At 68.8% G+C, this 23356-nt stretch carries 20 protein-coding genes; 6 read left to right on the plus strand and 14 right to left on the minus strand.

The annotated features are described in order from the left end of the window. Nucleotides 1-16: 16 nt before the first annotated feature. From iolB to iolC, 4 genes are read right to left on the minus strand one after another with little or no spacing between them, the layout of a single operon-like run. A complete protein-coding gene (iolB, locus tag B7R21_RS14395) occupies nt 17-991 on the minus strand; it encodes a 5-deoxy-glucuronate isomerase (RefSeq protein WP_116283932.1) in 975 nt (324 codons plus the stop codon). 31 nt (nt 992-1022) lie between these two features. After that, nucleotides 1023-2558 carry a CoA-acylating methylmalonate-semialdehyde dehydrogenase gene (locus B7R21_RS14400; protein ID WP_253259829.1) on the minus strand — a complete coding sequence of 512 codons (1536 nt, stop codon included), beginning with the start codon at nt 2556-2558 and terminating at the stop codon, nt 1023-1025. A gap of 58 nt (nt 2559-2616) precedes the next feature. Further along, nucleotides 2617-3516, minus strand: a complete 900-nt coding sequence (locus tag B7R21_RS14405) for a class I fructose-bisphosphate aldolase (protein ID WP_172592224.1) — start codon at nt 3514-3516, stop codon at nt 2617-2619. 8 nt (nt 3517-3524) lie between these two features. Then, the gene (gene iolC / locus B7R21_RS14410) at nt 3525-4487 is read right to left on the minus strand and encodes a 5-dehydro-2-deoxygluconokinase (RefSeq protein ID WP_116283934.1); all 963 of its coding nucleotides are present in this window, start codon (nt 4485-4487) and stop codon (nt 3525-3527) included. Nucleotides 4488-4637: 150 nt separating this feature from the next. Here iolC and B7R21_RS14415 point away from each other — a divergent pair, with 150 nt between their 5' ends. Then, nucleotides 4638-5399, plus strand: coding sequence for a GntR family transcriptional regulator (locus B7R21_RS14415; protein ID WP_116283935.1), 762 nt, complete (start codon nt 4638-4640; stop codon nt 5397-5399). 23 nt (nt 5400-5422) lie between these two features. Continuing rightward, complete coding sequence (locus tag B7R21_RS14420) at nt 5423-6808, plus strand: 8-oxoguanine deaminase (protein WP_116283936.1); 1386 nt, start codon at nt 5423-5425, stop codon at nt 6806-6808. A gap of 169 nt (nt 6809-6977) precedes the next feature. On the opposite strand, the gene B7R21_RS14425 is transcribed toward B7R21_RS14420, so the two are convergent. The 5 genes from B7R21_RS14425 to B7R21_RS14445 all read right to left on the minus strand — a co-directional run bounded on the left by B7R21_RS14425 (nt 6978) and on the right by B7R21_RS14445 (nt 12227). Continuing rightward, entirely contained in the window at nt 6978-8459 is a 1482-nt protein-coding gene (locus B7R21_RS14425) for a mannitol dehydrogenase family protein (protein ID WP_116283937.1), read from the minus strand. A gap of 129 nt (nt 8460-8588) precedes the next feature. After that, a complete protein-coding gene (locus B7R21_RS14430) occupies nt 8589-9575 on the minus strand; it encodes an ABC transporter substrate-binding protein (RefSeq protein WP_116283938.1) in 987 nt (328 codons plus the stop codon). A gap of 71 nt (nt 9576-9646) precedes the next feature. Then, nucleotides 9647-10735 carry an ABC transporter permease gene (locus B7R21_RS14435; protein WP_116283939.1) on the minus strand — a complete coding sequence of 363 codons (1089 nt, stop codon included), beginning with the start codon at nt 10733-10735 and terminating at the stop codon, nt 9647-9649. Beyond that, nucleotides 10732-11499: an ATP-binding cassette domain-containing protein gene (locus B7R21_RS14440; protein ID WP_116283940.1), complete on the minus strand. Its 768-nt coding sequence runs from the start codon at nt 11497-11499 to the stop codon at nt 10732-10734. Before B7R21_RS14440 ends, B7R21_RS14435 begins: the two co-directional genes overlap by 4 nt. Next, nucleotides 11496-12227, minus strand: coding sequence for a nucleoside/nucleotide kinase family protein (locus B7R21_RS14445; protein WP_116284263.1), 732 nt, complete (start codon nt 12225-12227; stop codon nt 11496-11498). Before B7R21_RS14445 ends, B7R21_RS14440 begins: the two co-directional genes overlap by 4 nt. Before the next feature lie 204 nt (nt 12228-12431). Between B7R21_RS14445 and B7R21_RS14450 the strand changes: the two genes are divergently transcribed. From B7R21_RS14450 to B7R21_RS14460, 3 genes are read left to right on the plus strand one after another with little or no spacing between them, the layout of a single operon-like run. Then, complete coding sequence (locus tag B7R21_RS14450) at nt 12432-13160, plus strand: SDR family oxidoreductase (protein WP_116283941.1); 729 nt, start codon at nt 12432-12434, stop codon at nt 13158-13160. 57 nt (nt 13161-13217) lie between these two features. Continuing rightward, on the plus strand, nt 13218-14297 hold the full coding sequence (locus tag B7R21_RS14455; protein ID WP_253259861.1) for a LacI family DNA-binding transcriptional regulator: 1080 nt from the start codon (nt 13218-13220) through the stop codon (nt 14295-14297). 2 nt (nt 14298-14299) lie between these two features. Continuing rightward, nucleotides 14300-15637 (plus strand): AGE family epimerase/isomerase, encoded by a 1338-nt coding sequence (locus B7R21_RS14460; protein WP_172592186.1) that lies wholly within the window; start codon nt 14300-14302, stop codon nt 15635-15637. A 244-nt stretch (nt 15638-15881) separates the two neighbouring features. On the opposite strand, the gene B7R21_RS14465 is transcribed toward B7R21_RS14460, so the two are convergent. From B7R21_RS14465 to B7R21_RS14475, 3 genes are read right to left on the minus strand one after another with little or no spacing between them, the layout of a single operon-like run. Continuing rightward, nucleotides 15882-16781 carry a tagatose-bisphosphate aldolase gene (locus B7R21_RS14465; RefSeq protein WP_116283943.1) on the minus strand — a complete coding sequence of 300 codons (900 nt, stop codon included), beginning with the start codon at nt 16779-16781 and terminating at the stop codon, nt 15882-15884. Beyond that, a complete protein-coding gene (locus B7R21_RS14470; RefSeq protein ID WP_116283944.1) occupies nt 16778-18235 on the minus strand; it encodes an FGGY-family carbohydrate kinase in 1458 nt (485 codons plus the stop codon). Before B7R21_RS14470 ends, B7R21_RS14465 begins: the two co-directional genes overlap by 4 nt. A 3-nt stretch (nt 18236-18238) precedes the next feature. Beyond that, nucleotides 18239-19273: a LacI family DNA-binding transcriptional regulator gene (locus B7R21_RS14475; RefSeq protein WP_116283945.1), complete on the minus strand. Its 1035-nt coding sequence runs from the start codon at nt 19271-19273 to the stop codon at nt 18239-18241. A gap of 157 nt (nt 19274-19430) precedes the next feature. On the opposite strand from B7R21_RS14475, the gene B7R21_RS20465 reads away from it, so the two are divergent. Further along, the gene (locus tag B7R21_RS20465; RefSeq protein WP_116283946.1) at nt 19431-20720 is read left to right on the plus strand and encodes an HAD-IA family hydrolase; all 1290 of its coding nucleotides are present in this window, start codon (nt 19431-19433) and stop codon (nt 20718-20720) included. A 77-nt stretch (nt 20721-20797) separates the two neighbouring features. Here the strand turns inward: B7R21_RS20465 and B7R21_RS14485 are convergent, their stop codons facing one another. Continuing rightward, nucleotides 20798-22201, minus strand: coding sequence for an alpha-amylase family protein (locus tag B7R21_RS14485; RefSeq protein ID WP_253259830.1), 1404 nt, complete (start codon nt 22199-22201; stop codon nt 20798-20800). Between the two features lie 27 nt (nt 22202-22228). Then, entirely contained in the window at nt 22229-23254 is a 1026-nt protein-coding gene (locus tag B7R21_RS14490; RefSeq protein ID WP_116283947.1) for an NADPH:quinone reductase, read from the minus strand. Nucleotides 23255-23356 lie beyond the last annotated feature (102 nt).

Genomic DNA, 23356 nt, shown 5'->3' on the forward strand with positions numbered 1-23356 from the left:
CGCTGTGTTGCCGCCATCAGTGCCGGCCTCTCTCTTCGGGTGTCTGGGTGGGGTCGGGGCCGTAGGGCAGCCGGGGGTCGACGTGCTGGTCGTTCCACGTCTCGCGCACCCACGCATGGGCGGGGTCGTCGCTGATCAGCCACACCCGCTCGGGACCTGGGCCGGCCATCACGTTGAGGTAGTACAGGTCGTATCCCGGTGCAGCGACGGCGGGACCGTGGTAGCCGAACGGCACCAGGGCGATGTCGCCCGTCTGCACCATCCGGTTGATGTCGATCTGCCCGGCCGGGGAGGAGTAGGTGCTGAACAGGCCGAAGGCCGCATCCGTTGCATTCTGCGCCACGGATGGCGCGCCCGCCACCGGCGCCGTCTCGAAGTAGTAGATCTCCTCGAGCCGCGACTCGTGACCCGGCACCAGCTCGTCGTGCTTGTGAGGGGGATACGACGACCAGTTCGCAGCCGGCGTGATCACTTCGCAGACGATGAGGCGCGCCGCATCCAGAGCCGCAGGCGTGCCGAAGTTGTGCACCTGGCGACTGGATGCCCCGGCCCCCCGCAGTTCGACCGGCGTCTCGCTCGCGGCGATCAGGCGGGTGGGATGGAGCTCGGTGGTGGGCGACTCGGCTACCGCCACTCGTCCTTCGCCCCGGAGCTCGGCGGTCTCGTCGGCCGAGAGGTAGAGCACGTCGGTCGGGCCCGAGAAGACGGAGGGGCGACCGGCGAGGGCCGTCTCCGTCCTTTCGGAGGCCGGCCGTTCGGAGGCTGCGGTTCCGGATGCCGCCCCGTGCGTCACGGTGAAACTCCCGGAGAGCGGCACGATGATGCGTTCGACCCCCGTCTCGCCGAGCGCCAGCACGTCGCCCGCAGCGAGCGCCGCCACCCGCAGCCCCGTGTGCTGCCACCCGTCGATTGCGCCGTCGACGATACTCTCCCAGCCCTCGCGTGAGAGGCCGCCCCTCTGATGGAACCAGCGATCATCGGTTGTCGTCATTGACTCCTGCTTTCGGGGAAGGGACGAGCGGTCAGTCGTTCTGCGGGAAACCGAGGTTGATGCCGCCGTGGCTCGGGTCGAGCCAGCGGCTGGTGATGGCCTTCTGCTGGGTGAAGAATCGCACACCCTCCGCACCGTGCGCCTTGGTGTCGCCGAACAGGGAGTCCTTCCAGCCGCCGAACGAGAAGGTGGCGACCGGCACGGGGATGGGCACGTTGATTCCGATCATGCCGACCTGGATCTCGTTCTGGAAGCGCCGGGCGGCGCCGCCGTCGTTCGTGAAGATCGCCGTGCCGTTGCCGAAGGCGCCGGAGTTGATGAGGTCGACTCCCTCCTTGTAGGTCTGAACCCGCACGACCGAGAGCACGGGACCGAAGATCTCCTCGGTGTAGGCGCGCGAGGTGGTGGGCACGTTGTCGAGGAGGGTCGGGCCGAGCCAGAAACCGTTCGCGTCACCATCCGGGTTCACATCACGGCCGTCGACCACCACGGAGGCACCGTCTTCTGCGGCGATGCCGATGTAGGAGGCCACCTTGTCACGGTGCGCGGCGGTCACGAGCGGCCCCATGTCGCAGCCACGGCGGCCGTCGCCGATACGGAGGCCAGCCATCCGGTCGCTGATCTTGGAGAGCAGCTCGTCTGCCACCGGTTCGACGGCCACGACCACCGAGATGGCCATGCAGCGCTCACCGGCCGAACCGAAGCCCGAATTGATGGCGGCGTCGGCCACGAGGTCGAGGTCGGCATCCGGGAGCACCAGCATGTGGTTCTTCGCCCCTCCAAGCGCCTGCACGCGCTTGCCGTTGCGGGTGCCGGTCTCGTAGACGTAACGGGCGATGGGCGTCGAGCCGACGAACGAGATCGACCGCACGTCCGGGTGTTCGAGCAGCCCGTCGACAGCCTCCTTGTCGCCGTGCAGCACGGTGAAGACGCCATCGGGAAGACCGGCTTCCTTCCAGAGCGCTGCCATCCAGTTGGCGGCAGAGGGATCCTTCTCGCTGGGCTTCAGCACGACGGTGTTGCCGGCCGCGATCGCGATCGGGAAGAACCAGGCCGGCACCATCGCCGGGAAGTTGAACGGGGAGATGATGCCCACCACACCGAGCGGCTGGCGGAGCGAGTACACGTCGATACCCGTGGAGACCTGCTCGCTGAACTCGCCTTTCAGGTGATGCGACAGCCCGCAGGCGAACTCGACGACCTCCTGGCCTCGGGAGATCTCGCCGAGAGCATCGGAGACGACCTTGCCGTGCTCGCTCGTGATCAGCTCGGCGAGTTCGCCCTTCTTCGCATCCAGCAGTTCGCGGAACCTGAAGAGGATGGTCTGGCGCCGGGCCAGGGAGGTGTCACGCCAGGCCGGGAAGGCGGCGTCGGCCGACGCGATCGCCGCGTCGATCTCGGCCCGGCCGGCGAGCGCGACGCGCTTGGTCACGACGCCGAGGGCGGGGTCGTAGACATCGGCGAAGCGGGCGCTGTCGCCTTCGAAGGGTGCGCCGTCGATCCAGTGGGTGACGACGGGCAGGGTGTCGGTGCTCATGGCGGCAGTGCTCTGGGTGTCAGTGCTCATGGTGCGGGTTCCTAACGAGGAGAGGAAGAGGGATGCGGGAACGGTTCGAGAGCGAGGGTCAGTGGGCGAGCACGCCGGCAGAGTGCACGAGCGACGCGGCCGTGTCGACCGCCGCCGCGACATCCCCGTCAGGCGGGTAGAGCAGGGTACGGCCGGCGGTGAGCCCGCGCACGCCCGGGAGGGAGAGTGCGTCGCCCCAGGCCGCGAAGGTCTCGTCGGGATCGGCCCCGGAGTCGCCACCGAGCAGCAGGGTCGGCAGCGTGGTCGCCTCCATCACCCGTTCCATCTCGGCCACCACCGGCAGTTTCATCCAGGTGTAGGCGCTGCTGCCGCCGAGGCCCGAGGCGATGGCGATCGAGAGGATGACGGCCTCCGTCGACAGGTCGTTGACGATGCGGCCGTCCGAGCGCCGCGACAGGAAGGGCTCGAGCATGATGGGCAGGCTCGCAGCCGAGGCCTGGGTCACCGCACGGGCCGTTGCCTCCAGCGTCGTCACTGTGCCCGGGTCGTCGAGGTCGACGCGCAACAGGGTCTTGGCGAAGTCGATGCCCGACGAGACCATCGTCGGCACGTCGTAGCCGGTGAAGCGGTCATCCATCTCGAAGCGGGCACCCCGCAGGCCCCCGCGATTCATCGAGCCCACGATGATCTTGTCGTCGAGCAGCCCGAGCGCGGCGAGATCGTCGATGATGTCGGGCGTGCCGAGTACCCCGTCGACACCGGGCCGGCTGAGGGCGATGGCCAGCCGATCGAGCAGCAGGTAGCGGTTCGCCATCGCCAGCGGGTCGCTGCCCACGGCGAGCGCTCCCCGTGCCGGGTGATCGGCCGCCACGATGAACAGGCGACCATCGCCGCGGGTCACCTCCCGACGGCGACGTGCGATGAGCGCCTCGCGGATGGCCTGGGGCCGCGTGGCCCGGATCGTCCGCAGGCGGTCGAAATCCGCTCCGGTCAGCATTCCGTCGGTCACAGTCGGGCTCCTGTCAGGAGGATGTCGTCGATCTCCCGGGTGGTGGGCATGGCAGTGGAGCATTCCCGGCGAGAAGCCACGATCGCTCCGGCGACATTGGCGAAACGGAGGATGGTCTCGAGATCCCAACCGGAGAGCAGCCCGTGACAGAGCGCCCCGCCGAAGGCATCCCCGGCGCCGAGCCCGTTGACGACGTCGACGGGGTGGGGCGGGACCTCCACCGTCTCCGATCGCGTCATGGCAAGGACACCCTTCGGCCCCTGCTTCACGATCGCGAGTTCGACCCCGCGCTCGAGCAGTGCGGAAGCTGCGCGCCTCGGCTCGGTCTCCCCCACCGCGATCTCGCACTCCTCCCGGTTGCCGACCGCGACGGTGGCGAAGGCGAGAGCTTCAGCGACATGCGTCGAGGCGGTCTCGGCGTCGCCCCAGAACATCGGCCGGTAGTCGAGGTCGAAGATGGTGGTGGATGCCCGTTGACGGGCCTCGAGCGCAGCCAGGTGCGCTCCGCGGCTCGGTTCCTGGCTGAGCCCGGTGGCCGTGAACCAGAAGATCGTTGCGGCGCGCACCGCGTCGAGATCGATGTCGTTCGCCTCGACGTTCAGATCCGGCGCTTTCGGTTGGCGGTAGAAGTACAGCGGGAAGTCGTCGGGCGGGAAGATCTCGCAGAACGTCACCGGCGTCGGAAGCTCCGGGTCGACAGCGACGAAGTCGGTTCCGACCCCCAGTCGGTCGAGTTCCCTCAGCAGGTACCGGCCGAAGGGATCGTCGCCGACCCGGGAGATGAGCGAGACGCTCCGCCCGTGGCGTGCAGCCGCGACGGCGACGTTCGCCGCACTCCCGCCCAGGTATTTGCCGAAGGTGGAGACATCTTCGAGGCCCACGCCGTCCTGCAGGGGATAGATGTCGACGCCGAGTCGGCCGAAGGCCAGCACGTCACTGTGAGGAGGCGAAGTCGTCATTCTCAGGTCTGAACTCTCTTGTGTGGAGGTTCGCGGCAGGCCGCTTGGAATGTCCTAACAATAGCACATGGGGTGGTTTGGGCAAGCGCATGTAATATTGTTCCGACAATAGGTCGTACGTGCTCAGCTCGAGATTGGATGCCCCCCCTCATGGTCAGCTCCGACACCGTCTGGCCCGAGCACCTGTTCACCGATCTCGACCGAACGGGCCCTGTTCCGCTCTACTTCCAGGTCTCGAGCCGACTGGAGACGGCTATCCGGTCCGGCGAGCTGCCTGCCGGATCCCGACTCGAGAACGAGATCGCGATCGGCCAGCGGCTCGGCCTGTCCCGCCCGACTGTTCGACGCGCCATCCAGGAACTCGTCGACGTCGGCCTGCTGGTCAGGCGCCGCGGAATCGGCACCCAGGTCGTGCAGGGCCAGATCACCCGTCAGGTCGAGCTCACGAGCCTCTACGAAGACCTCAAGAACACGTCGCAGGAGCCCGGCACCCGGGTTCTGCTGCACGAGATCTCCGCCGCCAGCGAGACGGTGGCCGAGCGGCTGAGGGTGGATGCCGGATCCGATGTCGTGCACCTGAGACGACTCCGCACGACCGGCGGCATCGCGATCGCCATCCTCGAGAACTACCTCCCGTCCGCCTTCGCCGACATCACCACCGAACTGTTGCAGGAACTCGGGCTCTACCAGATCCTCCGTGCCCGGGGCGTCACGATCCGGGTCGCCAACCAGCGGATCGGCGCGCGGCGAGCGGAGCACGACGAGAGCGAACTGCTCGGCGTCGAACGGCACGGGCCGCTCCTCACCATGGAGCGGATCGCATTCGACGACGCCGGAGAGGCGATCGAGTACGGTCACCACTGCTACCGCCCCGACATGTACAGCTTCGAGACGACACTCGTCGCCAAGTGAGGGGCAGCCGCTAGCGTGAACGCATGACCGAGCGCACGATCATCCGGAACGCCCACATCGTCACCGTCAACCCTGCCGACGAGGAGTTCAGTGACGGGTACCTGGTGATCGACGACGCGGTGATCGTCGCCGTCGGGGCAGGCCCGGTTCCGAGCCAGTGGACCGGGACCGGCGCGCACGACGGCACCTCCCCGCGGATCACCGTGGTCGACGCCCGCGGCCACCTCGTCACCCCCGGGCTCATCAACACGCACCACCACCTCTACCAGTGGCTGACCAGGGGTCACGCGCAGGACGCGATCCTGTTCGACTGGCTGACCGCCCTCTATCCGCTCTGGTCGATGATCGACGCCGACCTCGTGGAGGCGGGAGCGCTCGGTGCGATCGCTGTGGCTGCACGCTCCGGATGCTCGACCGTCGGCGATCACCACTATGTGTTCCCGGGCGGAGCCGGCGACATCCTCGGCGGGATCGTGAACGCAGCGAGCACGGTGGGCGTACGGCTCCACGCGACGCGCGGATCGATGGACCTCGGCCGGAGCGCGGGCGGGCTGCCGCCCGATTTCGCGGTCGAGACGATCGACGCGATCCTCGCGGCCAGTGACCTCGCGATCGACCGGTACCACGACGCCGGAGCCGGAGCGATGACGCAGGTCGCCCTGGCCCCGTGCTCACCGTTCTCGGTGACGGCCGAGCTGCTGACGGAATCCGCCGCACTCGGCCGGGCGCGCGGGGTGCGCCTCCACACGCACGGTTCCGAGACGGTGGAGGAGGATGCGTTCTGCCTGGCGACGTTCGGCCGCACCCCGACGCAGTACCTCGAAGACCTCGGCTGGCTGGGCCCGGACGTCTGGATGGCGCACTGCGTGCACCTCGACGAGCACGCGATCGGGCGGTTCGCTGCGACGGGCACGAGCGTGGCGCACTGCCCGTCGTCGAACGCGCGGCTGGCCGCCGGCATCGCACCTGTTCCCGCGATGCTCGACGCCGGGGTGACGGTCGGGCTCGGTGTCGACGGCGCCGCATCGAACGAGTCCGGGCAGCTGGGTTCGGAGATCCGGATGGCCGTGCTGATGAACCGGCTCGGCTCCGGCGCCGACCGGATGACCGGGCGCACAGCCCTCCGGATGGCGACGATGGGCGGGGCCCGCACTCTGGGGCGCGCAGCCGAGATCGGCTCGCTCGAAGTCGGCAAGCTTGCGGATGTCGCGGTGTGGAAGGTGGACGGCGTCGAGCACGCCGGCATCCTCGACCCGGTCGCGGCGCTGACGCTCGGCGCGCAGCCGCCGCTTGCGCTGCTGCTGGTGAACGGGCGCGCGGTGGTGCGCGACGGCGCCCTCACCCGGGTGGACGAGGGAACTGTCGCGCGCGGGGTGGCCCGGGCATCCGCAGCGCTGCGCCTCCGCTGACGCACCCCGCGCCCGGATTCGCGGAATAGACGGCCCTGGCCGCATCCGCAGGGCTATCTGCCGCGGATCGGGCTGTGGCCGCCGATTCCGCGATACGTGGGGCCGGCAGTTCGTTCGGCGACGCGCCACCCCCGCACCGCTCAGGCGAGGCGAGGGGGGGCGGGTACAGCTAGTCGCGGGCGAGGGCGAGGGCGCGGAGCGCGCCGACCGAACCGTCCGCAAGGAGCGTCGCGCGCGCCTCCCGGTAGGCGGCGCGGAAGCGCGCATCCGTTCCGAGGTCGCCGAACACGTCGGTGAGGTCGAGGAGTGCCCCGGGGCTGGTCGCCTCGGCGTGCGCCGCCTTCGTGAGCACGTCTTTCCGCACATCGGTGACCACGATCGGCGCACCCGACTCGGTCGAACCCTCGAGGTAGACGCTCCAGGCGGCGATGACGAGCGCGCAGTGCTCGATCGGCCCGCCCGAGGCGAGCTGCGCCCGAACGACCGGGAGCAGGAACTTCGGGATGCGCTCCGACGCATCGACGACCTGCCGGGCCAGCGTGTCGGCGATCGCTGTGCTCGAGAAGCGCGCGATCAACTCGTGCCGGTAGGCCTCGAGATCTATTCCGGGCACCGGCTGGAGCGTCGGCGTGGCTTCGAGGGTCATGTAGTCGAGTAGGAATTGCCGGAACAGCGGCGCCTGGCACACCTCGTGCACGTACTCGTAGCCCGCGAGCATTCCCAGGTAGCTCATCGCCTGGTGCGACGCGTTCAGCAGCCGGAGCTTCATGAGTTCGTAGGGCTCCACGTCGGCGACCACCTGCACGCCCACCGATTCGAGGTCGGGCCGGCCCAGCGTGAAGGCATCTTCGAGCACCCACTGTTCGAACGCCTCCGAGACGACCGGCCACTCGTCGTCGATTCCGTAGGCCGACGAGACCTCAGCGCGCGAGGCGTCCGTGGTCGCGGGGGTGATGCGGTCGACCATCGAGTTCGGGAATGACACGTTGGCAGCGATCCACTCCCCCAGGGACGGATCCTTCAGCAGGGCGTAGGAGGTGAGGGCCTGACGGGCGACATGTCCGTTGCCCTGGATGTTGTCGCACGACATGACGGTGAACGGCGGGATGCCCGCCTCCCGGCGGCGGCGGAGACCCTCGGTGATCAGCCCGAAGACGGTTGCGGGCACGGCGCCGTCTTTCAGGTCATCCAGAACCGCGGGGTTGGTGCCGTCGAACTCGCCGGTCGCGTCATTCACGTTGTAGCCGCCTTCGGTGACGGTCAGCGAGACGATGCGGGTCTGGGGATGCGCGAGCTTGGCGATCACGGCCTCGGGATCGTCGGGCGCGAAGAGGTACTCGGCGATCGAACCGACGACCCGCGCCTCCGCGGCGCCGCCGGGGTGCTTCACGACCAGGGTGTACAGGTTGTCCTGGTCGGCGAGCACATCGCGCATCTTCTTGTCGGAGGCCAGTACGCCCACACCGCAGATGCCCCAGGTGAGGTCGACGCCTGCTGAGAGCGAGCGGTCGACGAACATCGCCTCGTGCGAGCGGTGGAACGCCCCGACGCCGAAGTGGACGATCCCCGTGGTGATCGCTGTTCGGTTGTAGTGCGGCACGGCGACCGTCTGACCGATCGTCGAAAGGGTGGAACTGTTCAGACGGACCATGGGAGAGCCTCCTGGGAAATGGAACACGCGAGTGAAAGGGTCACGGGCCCCCCTTCGGCACAGTGCGAAGGAAGGCCCGTGAGTGGGAGTGGAGCGTTGCCGCCCTGTCAGCAGAGCGTCACAGCCCGGTCAGCAGCTGGACTTGTAGACGTAGTCCTTACCGGTGGTGTCGATGTTCTCGAGCGTCAGAACCTGGAATCCGGTCTGCGTGTTCTTCGTGACCGTCTCACCCTTGAGGGCGGCGACCGCTGCGTCGACGCCGTCGGCGCCGATCAGGGCCGGCTGCTGCGCGACGAGGGCGGAGATGGTGCCGTCGCGGAGGTCCTGCACCTGGGCGGGGCCAGCATCGAAGCCGGCGATCTTCACGGTGTCCTGCTTGCCGGCCTGGCGGACGCCGGTCGCGGTTCCCTCGGCAGCGAAGGTGTTCGTGGCGAACACACCCACGATGTCGGGGTCCTTGGCGAGGGCGGCCGTCATGAGCCGGGCGGCTTCTGCGGGGTCGTTGTGGCTGTACTGCACACCGATGTAGTTGAAGCTCGAGTCGGCCTTGATGCTCTCCTCGAAGCCCGCGATACGGGCGTCGGTGGTGGAGATGCCGGGGTCGGTGGCCATGATGAGCACCTTGCCGCCGTTCGGGTTCAGCTGCTTGATCGCGTCGAACGCGCTCTTGCCGCCGCCGGTGTTGTCACTGGCGATGGATGCCGTGGCGAACGACGGGTCGTCGACCGTCGTGTCGACGAGAACGACCTTGATTCCGGCGCTGGCGGCCGCCTTCAGCGGGGCCTGCATGGCCGTCACGTCGGTCGGTGCCACCAGGATGGCGCTCGGGTTGGAGGCCACAACGGAGTCGACGATCGGCTTCTGCAGGGTCGGGTCGAACTTGGCGGGGCCCTGGGTGTTCAGCGTGACGCCGAGCTTCTTGGCCTCGGCTTCAGCGCCGCACTGCATCGAGATGTAGAACTCGTCTCCGGCGACGCCCTGGATGAACGAGATGTTGTAGTTGCCCGACGCGTTCGTCGAGCCTCCGGTGCTTCCGCCGCCAGCGCAGGCGCTGAGGGAGAGAACGGCGACCGCGCTGAGTGCGGCCAGGGAGACGAGGTGTCTCTTCGACTTCATTGTTAAAGCTCCTCTTGGTTCTTCGGGTGTGTTGGTGTGGGTGGTGACTGTGTTGCGGTGTGAAGGGACTGCTATTTCTTCCGTGTCCAGAGGCTGGACAGCGAAACCTTGGATTTCGACCCGCTTCCGCGAGCCGCGGCTGCACGCCGTCGCTGGTCGATGAAGACCGCTGCGACCAGCACCGCGCCGACGGCGACCTGCTGCCAGAACGGCTGCACGCCGATGATGACGAAGCCGTTCTGGAGGACCGCCGGGATGAACAGGCCGACCATGGTGCCGAACATCGTGCCGAGACCACCGAAGATGCTCGTTCCACCGATGACGACGGCGGCGATGACGTTCAGGTTGGTCTGCGACTGGCCGGCGATGGCCGTCGTGCCGTACTGCGACAGGGAGAGCAACCCGGCGAGACCGGCGAGGGCACCCGACAGGGCGTAGATCGAGATGAGCTGGCGGTCGACCTTGACGCCCACTCGGCGGGCAGCCTCCTCGTTCGAGCCCACCGCGAAGGTGTAGAGGCCGAACTTGGTCTTGTGCAGGATGATGCCGAAGATCACGACGATCACCAGCGCGAGGAGCGAGATGAGCGGGATGGTCGTTCCCACGACGTTCCCGTAGCCGATGGTGTCGGTCAGCACGGTGGGGACCTCGCGGATGTCGACACCGTTGGTGATGACCTGCGCGAGCCCGAGGGCTGCGCCCAGGGTACCGAGGGTCACGATGAGAGGTGGCACCTTGGCCTTAGCGATCAGGAATCCGTTCAGCAGTCCCCAGAGCAACCCGACGACGATCGCAACGACGAGGCCGACGAGGGCCGTGCCCCAGCCGCTTCCGCCGATGGCCTGCATGACCTTCGCGCTGACGACGCCGGAGAACACGAGCACAGAGCCGATCGACAGGTCGATGCCGGAGGTGATGATGACGAACGTCATACCGATGCCGAGCACGGCGAGGATGGAGACGTTCTGCACGATCTGGCGGATGTTCGTCCAGTTCGGGAAGATCGTCGGCGCGAGCAGAGTGAAGATCAGGAAGATCACGATCAGCACGAGCAGGATCTGGAAGGACTGGATGCCGGTCAGCCGGGCCAGGAAGTTCGGGGCCTTGCCCTGCTCGTTCGGTGCCACGGGTACGCCCGTGGGGGCGGCTGTCTGGGTCATGCTCCTGCTCCGTCCAGTGCGCCGGTCATCGCAGCGACGAGTTCTTCCATGTTCGTTTTCTTGGCCTCGAACGTGGCGATGCGGCGGCCGAGGCGCAGAACCTGCACGCGGTCGGCGACCTCGATCACGTTGGGCATGTTGTGGCTGATGAAGACCACTCCCACGCCCTTGTCACGCACGCGCCGGATGGTCTCCAGAACGTTCTTCGTCTGCACGACGCCGAGCGCGGCCGTCGGTTCGTCGAGAAAGATGACGCCCTTGGCCCAGGCCACCGCGCGGGCGATGGCGATCGCCTGGCGCTGGCCACCCGACATCCCGCCCACCGGGTCGGTCATGCTGCGCACGGTCGCACCGAGGTCGTCGAACGCGGCCTTCGAACGCAGGCGCATCGCCTTGGTGTCGAGGAAGCCGAGCTTGCCGAGAACGCCGGGGGCCGGGATCTCACGTCCGAGGAACATGTTCTGCGCAGGGTTCAGGTGCGGCGCGAGCGCCAGGTCCTGGAAGACCGTCTCGATGCCGAGCTTCGATGCTGCGGTGGTGGAGTTGAGGTCGACGACGCCGCCGGCGTAGCGGATCTCGCCGGAGTCGAGCGCGAGGTTGCCCGACAGTGCTTTCACCAGGGTCGACTTGCCGGCTCCGTTGTCGCCGATCAGCGCGACGACTTCGCCTGCGTTGATGTCGAAGTCCACGTGGTCGAGAGCCCGCACCGCGCCGAAGCTCCGTGTGAGGCCCCGTGCTTCGAGGATGGGGATTGTGCTTGTCATGAGGGCATTCCTTGTTCCTTCGGTGAAATGGATGTGGTCGTGGGGGCCGCGGCATCCGCCGGCGCGGCGAGTTCGACGACGAGGTCGGCCCGGCCCTTCGCCGCTTCGATGAGCGTGCCGTTCTTCAGGTCGACGTTCTCCACCCAGCTCTCAGCCTCGGCCAGCGTGCGCCCGAACGATTCGTGTCGGAGCACGAGGCGGCGCTGCCGCTCGGCGCGGGGCACCTCGAGGTACCAGACCTGGTCGATGGCCCGTCGTGCCCGAGGCCAGCCGGCGTCGTCGGAGAGCAGGTAGTTGCCCTCGGTGATGATGAGCGGCGTGGCCGGGTCGACCGGGACCGCGCTGCCGATGGACTCCTCGATGCCGCGGTTGAAGAACGGTGCGTAGACCGTCTCCGTGGCGGTGCCGAGTCGTTCGAGAAGTGCGGCGTACCCGTGCGAGTCGAATGTGTCGACAGCGCCCTTGCGGTCCGCGCGGCCGAGGCGGGCCAGTTCCTCATTGGAGAGGTGGAAGCCGTCCATACCCACGATCACGGCGTCGGCGCCGAGGGCATCGAGGAGGGCAGCGGCAACGGTCGACTTGCCGGCGCCCGGGGCACCGGTGAGACCGAGGATGTGCCGTTCCCCCGGCACGATGAGCGCCCGTGCACGCTCCACCAACCCGGCGACATCCAGAACCAGCGGGGTATCCGCGGTCTGGGTCTCCCGAGTGGGCGTGAAGGCGTGCATCGAATTCTCCATTGGTCGATCCGGTCGCAACTGCAACCGCTTGAGAGACGGTAAACCCGCCATGTCACCGGTGTCAAGCGATTTGCAGAATTTTCATGTCACCGGTGTCAATCCCGGAACGAAAGTGGCTATAGTGGCATTCACGCACCGCCTGCGCGCTTCTTCGCCGCGCTTTTCACCGTCGAAAAGAAAGACACCCGAACCATGACTGACCTCACCGGCCGCACCATCCTCGTCACCGGCGCCAGCGGCGGAATCGGCGGGGAGACCGTTCGCCATCTCGTTGCCAAGGGCGCTGACGTCATCGCGAGCGGCCAGTCCGAGGAGTCGCTCGCCGCGATCGTGGCCGAGACCGGCGCCCGCCCGCTCGCCTTCGATCTCACGAGCGAAGCGAGCGTGAAGGGGGCCCTCGAGGGCCTCGACCTCTGGGGCGTCGTGAACTGCGGCGGCTGGGGCGGCGAGATCGCGAGCCCGACAGAGACCGACATCGACGTCTTCGACAAGGTGATCAGCATCAACGCCCGGGGCAGCCTGCTGGTCATAAAGTACGCGGCAGCCTCGATGATCCGCCTCGGCAAGGGTGGCTCGATCGTCAACGTCTCGAGCCAGGCGAGCCTGGTGGCCCTCAAGGGCCACATCTCCTACGGCTCATCGAAAGCCGCACTCGACAACATCACGCGGGTCTCCGCCCTCGAGCTCGGAGAGTACGGCATCCGGGTGAACGCGGTGAATCCCACCGTCGTGATGACCCCGATGAGCGCCTGGTACTGGGGTCGCCCCGAGATCGAAGGCCCGTTCCTCGCCGCGATGCCCCTGCACCGCTGGGCGACGGAGGCCGACATCGCCGCTCCCATCGCATTCCTGCTGAGCGACGGCGCGGCTATGATCTCCGGTGTGTCCCTGCCGATCGATGGTGGCTTCACGGCCCAGTAAGTCAGCGGAGCGCTCTGGACACCAGGCGGACGGAAGGGATGTGATGCTGTGACCACGATGCACGATGTGGCTGCCGCCGCGTCCGTCAGCGCCAAGACCGTCTCCCGCGTGTTCAACGACGACCCGCACGTGGCTCCGGCCACCAGGGAGCGGATCCTCCGGGCGATGAAGGAGCTGAACTACGTTCCGAACACGCTCGCCCAGACCTTCCGTTCGGGTCGCGCTCCCGTGGTCGGGGTCGCCGTGCCCGACATCGCCGACCCCTTCTTCTCGGCGATCGCCCGCGGCGTCGAGGAAGTCGCCGTCGAGAACAACATCGCCGTCTCGGTGACGAGCCTCGGTGACGAGCCGAGCCGCGAGCAGCCGGTGATCGAGTCCCTGCTGCGCTTCCAACTGACCGGGCTGATCGTCGCCCCCACCTCGAACGACCAGTCCTACCTGGAGCGCTGGTCGGGCAGTACTCCCATGGTCTTCGTCGACCGTGCGCCCACCCGGTTCGCCGGCGACTGCTTCGTCGAAGACGACCGCGGCGGGGCGCACACCGCCACCACGCACCTGATCCGCCACGGCCACACGCGCATCGGGTTCATCGGCGACACTCTCTCGATCCCGACGACGCACAACCGGCTGGAGGGATACAAGGCGGCTCTGGATGACGCGGGGATCCCGTACCGGCCAGAGCTCGTCACGTTCGGTGCCCGGAGTGCCGCAGGGGCGATCGCCTCACTCGAATTCCTGCTGGCCGCCGGCCCGACCGCCCTCTTCTCGTCGGACGCCCGGTGCTCGATGAACGTCATCCCCGGCATGCAGGAGGTGCACAGCGCAGACCTCGCGCTGGTCGGTTTCGGCGACTTCCCCATGGCGAATGCGCTGCGGCCGGCGACGACCGTGATCGATCAGAACCCGTCGAACCTCGGACGCCTGGCGATGAACCGCATTCTCGACCGGATCGCGAGCCCCGCGAAGAAGTTCCGCCGTCGCACGGTGCTGCCCGTGAACCTGGTGGAACGGGCATCCTGCCTCGTGTCGTGGGAGGCCGGGACGGCTGGGGCGGCCGGGGTCGCCGCCACGGTTGGGGTCGCCGGGACGGCTGGGACGGCTGGGAACCTGCCGAGCGAACTGCGCCCGGCGGTCTGACCGTGGGCGCGCTCGGCTGGCTGCAGAGCCCCTCGCACGCGGCCTGGCTCCGGGCGGAGGAGTCGCGGCTGCTCGGGTTCGCCGCCGGGCCCCGCGACCTGGTCGACGCCGACGGGCGCGGTGTGCTGCTCGATGCGTATGGACGGGCGCAGCCGGCCACCGTGCCGCCGACGTTCCACACGGCGCGGATGGCGCATTCCTACGCGATCGCGGCGCTTCGCGGGCATCCCGGGGCGCGGCCTGTCGCGAGCGCGCTGCTCGCGGGGCTGGCGTCAGAGCCGGGGCCCGGGTGGGCTGACCTGCCGGGGTCCGGGACTCGCGCCGAGTCGGCTCCGGCGGCGGCTCCGGATGCCACAGGGCCGGGCGGTGCGGCGGCTCAGGATGCCCGGCAGAGCCTCTATGCGCTCGACCACGTCCTGCTGGCGGCGGCCTCCGGGGTTGCGCTGGGCGACGCGTCGGCCCCCACCCTGCTCGAGCGCGCGCTCGCCCGGCTGGACGACGTGTTCTGGGAGCCGGCAGCCCTCGACGGGGTGGGGCTCGGCATCGACCGCGTCGACTCGCAGGGAGAAGCCACCGACTACCGCGGTATGAACTCGAACATGCACCTCGTCGAGGCGCTGCTGGCGGTCTCCGACGCCACGGGTGACCCGGAATGGCGGGAGCGTGCGCTCGGTGTCTGCCGCTTCGTGGTGGCGGAGGCATCGGGGCGCGACGGGCGGATCCTGGAGCACTACGACGGCAGCTGGCATCCACTTCCCGAGCACAACCGGGCCCGCCCCGATCATGCCTTCGCGCCGTTCGGTTCGACCATCGGTCACGGCTTCGAGTGGTCGCGGCTGATCGCCGGGCTCGCTGACGCCGAGGGTGACGCCGAACTGCTCGACGGGGCTCGGTCGCTCTATGCGCGGGCCGCCGCCGACGGTTGGAACCGCGACAGCAACGAGGGCTTCGTCTACACGGTCGACTGGGCGGGTGAGCCGGTCAGCCGGCAACGGCTCTGGTGGGTCGCCGCCGAGGCGGTGGCCGCGGCATCCGTGCTCGCGCGCGTGCCCGACCGATCGGCCGGGTCAGCCGACACGAACCCGGAGGCGTATGGCGCCGACTACGAGCGCTGGCTCGACCACATCGCGACGCACTTCATCGACCGCGAGCACGGGTCGTGGCGGCAGCGCCTCGAAGCGACCGACGCCGGGCAGGCCGAGGTCGAGGCCGCCGAGCGTTCAGCAGGCGGCACTCTGCCCGGCAAGACCGACCTGTACCACGCGCTGCAGTCGATGATGATCCCGCTGCTGCCGGTGGCGACCAGCGTGATCGCAGCCATCGCGGCGAATCGCAACTGAAGGCACCCTCTCGGCCGAGCCCGCCCGTACGGGAGGAGCTCAGCGAAACTGGTGCCGTATACGCCCGTACCTTCGCCCAGCTCCTCCCGTGCGGTGTCCACCGCGCCAGAACGGGCCACCACCGGCGTGGACGCCGGCTGAAGCGGTGCCGGAAACGGTGCCGGAAGCGGAGGAATGCCGGAAGGGCGGCCCCGCGAGGAGACCGCCCTTCCGTGCGCAGTAGCGCGCAGCAGCGCGCAGGTGGCTAGACCAGCACGTGCTTTCCGTCGAGCACCGCTTCGAGCTCCAGCAGGCGCGGCAGGGCGCGATTCGTGAGCAGGTCTTCGCGGTTGGTGGGGTCGACCGTGAGGCTGTCCTTCCAGAGCGAGCGACCGGCCATGGCGCCGCTGGCACCGTGAGCGACGGCGATGGCGACCTGGCCGATGAAGGTCTCGTGGTCGACACCCGCGCTGAGCACAGCCCACGGGGTTCCGTTCGCGGCGGCGGTCACCGCGGCGGCGGCCTCAGCCGAGCCCGGGTACTGCAGCTTCAGCACCTTCACGCCGGCTTCGACGCAGAGGCGTGCCGAGTCGATGATCAGCTGCGGGAAGATGGCCTTGTACTCTTCCTCGGTCTCACCCTCGAGACGGTAGACAAGGATCTCGACGATCAGCAGCAGGCCCTCGGCGTTGCAGGCGGTGACCAGGTCGCGAACCTGCTGCACGACAAGCGATCCCTCGTCCTGCTTGTCGGGGCGCATGTAGAACAGCATCTTCGCCGCGTCGCCGCCCATGTCACGAACGGTGCGGGGGGTCACGCCGTCGACGTACTTGGTGTACTGCAGACCGTCGATGAGCTCAAAGCCTGAGGCGTCGAGGCCCACGACGAGGCCGGTGTTGCTGGCGATGATGCCGTCGTCGACGATCTTGGGCAGTGCCACCTCGGGGTCGAGCAGGATGGCCGGGCCATGGTTCGCGAGGTAGGTCACGATGTCGCTCTTCGCGTCGACGAGCTGGTCGAAGGTGACCGAGCTGGCGCCGGCGGGGGCATCCTTCATGACGGCCTTCATGCTGTTGCGCTGGTCTGCTGCGACGATCAGGAGGCGTCCGCCGGGGGTGGAGATCCGGGCCAGGGCGCGCTTCTCGAGTGTGGTCAGTTCGTTCATGAGTGAGTGTCTCCTCGTTCTGTGGTGGGGTGTGTGGGGTGTGGGGTCGGAAGGGGGTCTGGGTCTGCGGGCTCGGCACCGGGCGTGCGGATGCTCGCGCCTGCCTGCGGGGTCGGCAGCAGCCGCGCGGCGAACATCGTGGCGCCATAGGACGTGTCCTGAGCGCGCTGGGAGACGGTGAGCGTGGGCAGCACCAGGGCTCGTGCGCGCTGCACACTGCCCATGTCCGCCCAGCCACCGGTGAGCACCGTCGACGTGGCGGGTGGCACTTCCCTGTCCATCGCGTCGATCAGCAGCTGCAGTTCGTCGTTGCCGTGCCGCAGCACCGCGGCGAACAGTTCGGCGGGGCTGACCCCGTCGCCGCGCACGGTGAGAGCGAGCACCCCGTCGTCATTGCGGGCTCCGCTCACCTCGATTGCGCCGTTCTCGAGGGCTCCGCCGACGGGAAGCGCGAGCACCTCGTCGTCGAGCCGGTCACGCCCCGCGCGGTCGGTGATGCCCGACAGCTGCAGAACGCGCCGCATCAACAGCCCGGTCTTCACGCCGGCGACCAGCACGAACTTGCCGGGTACGACGTGCCGCACGACGTTGATCAGGCGCTCACCGAGCCTGTCTCGGGCCTCCGCCGTGAGCGGATCGTCGATGACCCGCAACAGCACCTCGGCCGTGCCCATCGATGCGAAGTAGCGGTCATCCGCCATCGCTCCGCCCGAAACGCTCGACACGAGGTGGTCGTGTCCGGCGACCGTGAGCCGGGCATCCCGGAACGCCGGCGGCAGCCAGTCTGCGGATGCCGCACCGAGGTCGGTTCCGGCATCCACCAGCTCGGGAAAGATGTCAGGTCCGACGCCGAGGTAGTCGAGCATCTCGGTCCAGGGCTGGCCAGAGGTCTGGTCGAGCAGGCCGGTGCGGCTGGCGAGCGAGTAGTCGCTGACCGCACGCCCACCGAGGATGAAGGCCACGAATTCAGGCAGGTTGAACCAACGGAGGCCGGCCAGCGGCAGCCCGCCGTCGCGCAGCCACATCAGCTTCACAGCCGAGACCTGCACCCCGAGCGGCAGACCGGTACGCCCGGCGAATCCGGTGGCGAGGTGCTCGGGAAGGGCATCCACCTGCTGCTGGCCGCGGGGGTCGAACCAGGCCATGCCGGGCGCGACCGTGCGGTCGTCGGCGTCGAGCAGGAAGCCGGTCTCCCCCATGCCGGAGATCGCGACGGCAGCGACGGTCGCGTCGGGATTCTCCGTGATCTGGGCCAGGCGGAGCGCGGCCGATTCGAGCAGGCTCCGGATGCTCGCGACGAGGCTGTCTCCGTGCATGTCGGTGGTTCCGCCGGAACCGGCGCGCCAGGGCGTCGGACGCTGCTCGACGAAGAGCTCGGTGCCGTGTTCGTCGACGAGCAGGATCTTGACGCCGGTGCTCCCGAGGTCAAGGCCCGCGAGGTAGGTGGGAGGCAAGGCTCAGCCCCTTTCGGTGGGCGCTGGGGCGCGGTCGGCGGGCGCCAGCGCCCGGATGGTGTGCGAGACGCGCGAACGGAACTCGGTCGGGGCCGTGCGGTCGACAGGTTCGAGGGTGGGATCGGCCAGTCTCTCGACGAGCCGCTCGAAGGCGAGGGCGCCGAGCAGGTACGGGTCCTGGTCGATGGCGCTGATCGACGGCTGAACCGAGTCGGCGAGCGAGAAGTCGCCGAACGAGAGCACGGCGAGATCGGTGCGGCCGAGGTGGTGCATTGCGGCCACGACGGATGCCGCGTGCCGGGCGTTCGCGAGAAAGAGGGCTGTCGGCGGCTCTTCTAGAGCGAGCACGTTCTGCAGCGCGCCGCGAGCGGCCTCACTCTCGAAGGACACCTCGGGAACGAGCTGCGGGTCGAGCGGGATGCCGTGCGCGACGAGCACGTCTTCATAGGCGCGGCGACGGCGGTTGGCGGTCTGGATCCGTGAATCGAACCCGACCATGGCGATGCGGCGGTGACCGCTCGCAACCAGCAACTCGACACCCTCGCGGGCAGCGGAGTAGTCGTCGACGGTGACCGAATCGAACCCGGGCACCGAGCGGTCGACGGTGACGACCGGCATGATCGAGCGGTACGGCTCGAGGAAGTCGTGCTCCTCCCCCACCGGCGCAAGGATGACGCCGCGCACGTTCTGGCCGGCCAGGCGCAGCAGCTGGTCGCGTTCGCGGGCGGCGTCGAACCCGGTGCTGCCCACGATGACGGCGAGGCCCATGGGGATGGCGCGATCCTCGATGGCGCTCACCAGCGAGGAGAAGAAGACGTCATCGATCGAGTCGACGACGACGCCGACCGTGTTGCCCGCGCCTGTCTTCAACGAGCGGGCCGCGGTGTTCGGAACATAGTTGAGCAGGGCGATCGCCTCTTCAACACGCTTCCGCATGGCGGGCTCGACAGTGCTGACGCCGTTGATGACACGGGACACCGTCTTGATGCTCACGTTCGCCGCGGCGGCGACGTCTTTGATGCCTGCTCGCTCCTGCATGGTGCTGGGGTCTCTTGGTCTTTCGGTAGCTGTTCGGGGAGGACTCTGATGATGGAATCAGGCGTCTCGATGAGGCAAGGTTGTCTCGCTGTGATCACGGCGGTCTGAGGCGGTCAGTCTCGTCGGAGACAACGTTGTCTCTGCTATATTGACTCCTATGGCAGAACAAAGTCAAGTCGCTCAGGTGAACACGGAGCGAAAGCCCTTCGTTCTCGTCGTTGCAGGGGTTGCCGGCAGCGGCAAGACCACTCTGGGCCGAGCACTCGCGGCGCGGCTCGCCCTGCCGATCCTCGACCTCGACACGCTCACCAACCCGCTTCTGGATGCCCTGTCCGACGTTCTGCCCGGCGAACACTGGCTGACGGGGCCGCACGCCCCTGTCATCCGGAACGGTCGGTATGCCGTACTCCGTGAGGCGGCCGCAGATCTCACTCGCGTGGGCCTCGGCGCCGTGCTGGTCGCGCCGTTCACAGCGGAACTGCGGGGCGGGGCGGAGTGGGACGCGCTCGTCGCGGCCGCTGCACCCGCCGAGATCGTCGTGGTGCACGTCGACGGGTCTCCGGCGCTGCTCGCGGCACGCAGGGCTGCGCGGGGCGAAGCGCGCGACGCATTCAGGCCGGCGGATGCCGTGGCGGGCGTTGGGGCTGGCGTTGGGGCTCGTGCCGAGGCGGGCGTGGCGGGCGTCCCCGCCCCGCGGGTGCCGCATCTGCGCATCGAGGCCGCCCTCGCCACCACGCAGCAGGTGCCGCGGGTGCTTCGGGAACTCGGCATCCGTGAGCCGGTCGACCCGCTGTCGCCGCTCTTCGGAAAGACGTTCGACGCGGTGCTCTTCGACCTCGACGGAACCCTTCTCGACTCGACGGGGGCGGTACTGCGGAGCTGGGAGACTCTGGCTCTGGAGTACGGGTTCAGCGCGCAGGCGGTACAGGAGAACCACGGGCGCACCGCTGGTGCGCTCATCCGGGCGGTCGTCGCTGCGGAGCGAGTGAGCGAAGCTTCGGCACGCATCCAGCAGCTCGAGGTCGAGGATGTCGACGGCATCGTTCCGATTGCGGGCGCACTCGACCTGCTCGCCGCGCTCCCGGAGGGGGCGAAGGCGATCGTGACCTCGGGCACGCGCGCGATCGCGACCGCCCGGATGGCGGCTGCGGGCATCCCGGCACCGGGCGTGGTGATCACCGCCGACGACGTGGTGAACCCGAAGCCCGACCCCGAGCCGTTCCTCCGCGCGGCTGCCATGCTGGGCGTCGACCCCGCGCGCTGCCTCGTCGTGGAGGATGCCCCCGCCGGCGTGGCGGCAGCCCGGGCCGCCGGCTGTCTCGTGCTCGGCGTCGGCGGCACCGCCCCCCGCGAGGCGCTGGCCGCCGACCTCTGGGTGGACGCGCTCGACCGCGTCACCATCGCCCCCCACCCCGCCGGCGGCTTCGGCCTCGCCCTCGCGCCCTGACCTCCGCTCGCGGCGTCGCACCCACCGGGTCAGGCGGGGTCGCGCTCTCCGGGTCGGGCAGGGGCTCACTCACCGGGTCAGGCGGGATCGAGCACGACCCAGCCGTGTGCTGGCACCGTGGCGGAGGTCGCCCCGCCATCGGCCGGCGTGAGCGAAGCCTCACCGGCCGCGACACTCGGGCCTCCGCCCACCGTCTGCGTGGACGCAGCGTCGCCGAGGTTCAGCATCACGACGAGCCGCTCGGACCCTCCGGTTGCCGCCACCTCGTAGGCGAAGAACTCGTTCGTCAGCGTGATGTTCGTTGTGCGCGCGGAGTGCAGCCACGGGTGCCGTCGACGCAGGCCGATCAGCTCCTGGTGCAGGTGGTACACCGGCCAGCCGCCGGGCGGCAGGGCATTCGGGCCGGCCGGAGAGAATTCGGGCCGGATCGCATCGTCACCGCCCTCGCGCTCCTCCTTCGCCGCCGCCAGCCCCTGCTCGTCGCCGTAGTAGACCGTGGGCGTGCCCCCGACGGTCATCAGCACGACGAGAGCGTGGGCGCGGTGGCGATCGTCGGCGATCGAGGTCGCGAGACGGTTCACGTCGTGGTTGCCCACGAAGGTCACCGGCCCAAAGCTCTCCAGGAACCCGTTGTGCCTCTCAAGGGCCGCGCTCAGCTCCCAGAAGTTCGCATCGGAGATCGAACTCCAGATCGCCTTCCAGAGTTCGTACTGGGTCACCGAATCGAACGCCGACTCGCGCGCGATCGCGGAGTAGTCGCCGTGGATCACCTCGCCGAAGACGAACGCCTGCGGATGCTCGGCCCGAACCCGTGGCAGAACGCGGGCCCAGAACGCCGCGGGAACCGCATACGCCGCATCGAGGCGCCAGCCGTCGACTCCGCGGGCGAGCCAGTGGTTCATCACCTCCGTGACGAAGTCGACCACCGCCGGCTCGTCGTGGTTCAGGCGCACAAGCGCATCGTGGCCCTCGAAGTTCTCGAACTGCTGGTGCGACGGATCGGCCGGCGGGTCACCGATCGCCCGGAACCAGCCGAACTCCGGCGCTGCCTGCCCCTCGGCAAGCGCGCGGCGGAACGGCTGGAAACTCCGCCCGACGTGGTTGAACACCCCGTCGAGCACAACCCGGAGCCCGCGCGCGTGCGCCTCATGCAGAAGCACCTCGAAGCTGTCCCCGGTGGTCGTGCCGGCCAGGCGCGGGTCGATCCGGAAGTAGTCGACCGTGTCGTACCCGTGAGTCTCGGAAGAGAAGACGGGCCCGAGAAGAAGGCCCGACACTCCCAGTTCGACGGCGTAGTCGAGCCACCCGACCAGACGGTCGAGCGAGTGAGTGCCGTCGGCTCCACGGGCGGCCGCGGCATCCTGGGCCCCGACCGAGATCGGAGCACCGGTGAAACCGAGCGGGTACACCTGCCAGAGGATGGCGTGCGTGACCCAATCCGGCTCTGCCACCGCGCGTTCGTCCGCTGACTCACCGGTCACGGTCGCCTCCGTCACAGCGCGCCTCCGTCACAGCCCGGCCACGTCGATCAGCACCTTGCCGACGGCGCCGCCCTCGACCGCCGCGTGGGCGGCAGCCGTGTCGGCGAGCACGAAGCGGACAAGAGGCAACCCGTGGTCGTCGCCGACCTCGAGCGCGCCGGCTGCTGCTGCGGCCGTGACCGCCGCGACCGCGTTGGCCTTCTCGACCTCGCTCGTCGTGTAGGTGAGCACGAACTGCAGGCGCACGTTCTTGATCATGCTCGCGCGGGCCGGCACCGGGATCTCATCGGGCTCGTCGGAGACGTAGATGGCGACCGTGCCGCCCCGGGCGATGACGGCCACATCGTCGGCCATGTTCTCGAGCGGGTTGACCTCGACGATGACCTCGACACCTCTCGGGGCGAGCTGCTTCACGCGGGCAACCACGTCTTCAGTGCGGTAGTTCACGATGTGGTGCGCACCGGCCGCCGCTGCCAGGCCGGCCTTCTCGGGGCTGCTCACGGTCGTGATGACCGTCGCACCCGCCCAGGTGGCGAGCTGGATGGCGGCGTGGCCGACTGCTCCCGCACCGCCGGCGACGAGCACGGTCGTGCCGAGCAGCGAGCCCGGCGACAGCCGCGCAGGGCCGGACTCCCGCGCCGTGAGGGCACGGTGGGCCGTCAGCGCGGGGATGCCGAGCGACGCACCCACGTCGAACGAGACACCGTCGGGCAGGGGGTTCACGAGGTGGTCGGGCAGCACCGTGTACTCGGCCGCGGTGCCGGTGGGTCGCTGGAACGCGGAGTCCCGCACCCACACCCTGTCGCCCACGGCGAAACGCGTGACCCCGAGCCCGATGGCATCGACGACACCGGCGCCGTCCTGATTGGGAACCTGCTCCGGGTCGACCTCAGCAGAGGTTCCCGAGCCTGCCCGTGACTTCCAGTCGGTCGGGTTGACGCCGGACACCGCGATCTGCACGCGCACCTCGCCGGCCTCGACCGCGGGAAGTTCACGGTCTACGAGCTCCAACACCTCTGGCCCGCCTGTACGGGAGTAAACAACGGCTTTCATGGCCTGCCTTTCGTCACGTCCCACACTGCCAGCACACGAAGATCGGCGCTGCCTCTTGCGGTCGATTGTGGAAACCCCGACAGATCAGCGGTCTGTGGACGA

It is taken from the genome of Subtercola boreus (genome assembly GCF_003399625.1).
Classification (GTDB): domain Bacteria; phylum Actinomycetota; class Actinomycetes; order Actinomycetales; family Microbacteriaceae; genus Subtercola; species Subtercola boreus_C.